Consider the following 2088-nt stretch of genomic DNA (forward strand, 5'->3'; position numbering starts at 1 on the left):
CACCCGCGGCGACCGACTTCCCGCCCGCCCCGCCGGAGGCCGACGCCGACGCGGACGCCGTCGCCCCCGGCTGCGCACTCGGCTCGCCGGCACCCCCGCCGGAGGTGTCCGCGCTCTTCGGCGGCACCAGCTCGCCCACCGGCGTCACCTTGCCCGCCGCTTTGAACCCCCAGTCGAGGAGGCTCGCGGTCTCCTTGTAAACCTGGTTGTGCTCGTCCTTCTCCGGATGCATGACGGTGACGAGGAGGGCCCGTTCGCCCCGCTGGGCGACTCCGGTGAAGGTCGCGCCCGCGTTCGTGGTGTTGCCGTTCTTCACACCCGCGATGCCCTGGTAGGAGTCGAGACCGCTGTCCCCGGTGAGCAGCCGGTTGGTGTTCTGGATCTCGAAGGACGAACGGCTCTTCTTGCCGTTCTTGCCCTTCTTCGTCTCGCCGGGGAACTTCGCCCGCACGGTGGAGCAGTACTTCCGGAATTCCTCCTTCCGCAGCCCCGACATGGCCATCAGGGTCAGGTCGTACGCGGACGACACCTGCCCCTTGGCGTCGTAGCCGTCCGGGCTGACCACGTGCGTGTCGAGGGCCTGGAGCTCCTCGGCGTGCGCGTTCATGTCCGCCACGGTCTTCTTCACCCCGCCGTTCATGGCTGACAGGACGTGCACCGCGTCGTTGCCGGAGCGAAGGAAGACGCCGAGCCAGAGGTCGTTGACGGTGTACGTCTCGTCCTCCTTTATGCCGACCATGCTGGAGCCGGCGCCCACGCCCGCCAGATCGGCTGCGGCGACCTTGTGCTTGTCGTTCTTGTCGAACTTCGGCAGCAGCGTGTCCGCGAACAGCATCTTCAGCGTGCTCGCCGGGGCCAGCCGCCAGTGCGCGTTGTGCGCGGCGAGCACCTCGCCCGTATCGGCGTCGGCGACGATCCAGGAGCGGGCGCTGATGCCCTTGGGCAGCACGGGCGCGTCGCTGCCGAGACTGGCCTGGGTACCGGGCCGGCCCAACAGTTCGCCGCCGACGGTCGACATGTTCGGCGGGGGAGTCGCGGACGGCGTGGCGCTCGGACTGGGCGACGGCTTCGCCGCGAACGCCGGGCCGGCCGTCAGCATCGGCAGTGAGGCCAGGGAAAGGGACAACAGGGTGGCTGAGGTGACCAGCAGGGGGCGCCTGACGGTCTTCTTGGAGGCGGGCACGATCGAGAAAGTACATGGCTCCGACCGGTAAATCCCACTGGAGCGCTCCGTGGCGCTCTCGCTCCTGCTCACGCCCCCGCACGCACCCCGGCGCGATACCCGGACGGTCGGCGGCGATACTGAACGCATGAAGCTCAGCCGCCCCCTCTCCTGGTTCCTGCTCGCCTTCGGGGTGTGGAGCTGGGTCATCTGGATCACTTTCGTCAAAAACCTCTGGAAGGACGGCAGCGGGCTCGCGTTCGACGACGCGGGTGATCCGACGGCGTACTTCTGGGTGCATCTGACGCTGGCCGTCGTCTCCTTTGTTCTGGGGACGGTCATCGGGGTCATCGGGTTGCGCGGGATGCGCGCCCTTCGCCGGTCCGCCACCGGGAGTGCCTCGTGATGATCGTCGTCTTCGTCCTGGTGCTCCTGCTGGTGCTGGCCCTCTTCGGCGCGCTGCACTGGTACGCGTGGCGCCGCCTGGTGCGCGACACGACACGCGGGCCGGGCCCGGCCAGACGGGTGGGCACGGCGGTGTTCATCGCGGGACCGGTGCTGATGGTCGCCGGCTTCGCCGCCGAACGCGTGCACGCGCCCTTCTGGCTGCAGCAGACGCTGACCTGGCCGGGCTTCATGTGGCTCGCCCTCGCTCTGTACCTGCTCCTCGCCCTTCTGGTGGGGGAGCTTCTGCGACCTCTCCTGCGCCGTCTGGTGGAGCGGCGCGCACCGGAGCCCGCGCGCCGGACGGAGCCGCGGCCGGAGCCCGTGGTGCGCGAGCCGGAACCCGTCCCGGCGGGCGCGCACCCCGCACCGCCCGCCGAGTCCGCACTGCCCGCCGACTCCGCGGAGGCCGCCGAGCCCGGACAGCCGGCCCCGCCCCACTCGGCGGCCTCCGCGGAGTCGGCGGGCAGTGCGGACTCGGC

Annotated in this window: 2 protein-coding genes and 1 pseudogene; 2 read left to right on the forward strand and 1 reads right to left on the reverse strand. The window is 70.6% G+C overall.

From position 1 onward, the window contains the following. The coding region (locus P1P70_RS43845; protein ID WP_413471690.1) for a D-alanyl-D-alanine carboxypeptidase family protein at nucleotides 1-1183 on the reverse strand (1183 nt) is incomplete at its 3' end. A gap of 127 nt (nucleotides 1184-1310) precedes the next feature. On the opposite strand from P1P70_RS43845, the gene P1P70_RS43850 reads away from it, so the two are divergent. Next, nucleotides 1311-1568, forward strand: coding sequence for an SCO4848 family membrane protein (locus tag P1P70_RS43850; RefSeq protein ID WP_319247981.1), 258 nt, complete (start codon nucleotides 1311-1313; stop codon nucleotides 1566-1568). Then, a pseudogene (locus P1P70_RS43855) lies at nucleotides 1568-2088 on the forward strand (metallophosphoesterase); the annotation flags it as partial. The gene P1P70_RS43850 and the pseudogene P1P70_RS43855, both read left to right, overlap by 1 nt.

Origin of the sequence: Streptomyces sp. MB09-02B (genome assembly GCF_033794485.1) — a bacterium.
Taxonomy (GTDB): domain Bacteria; phylum Actinomycetota; class Actinomycetes; order Streptomycetales; family Streptomycetaceae; genus Streptomyces.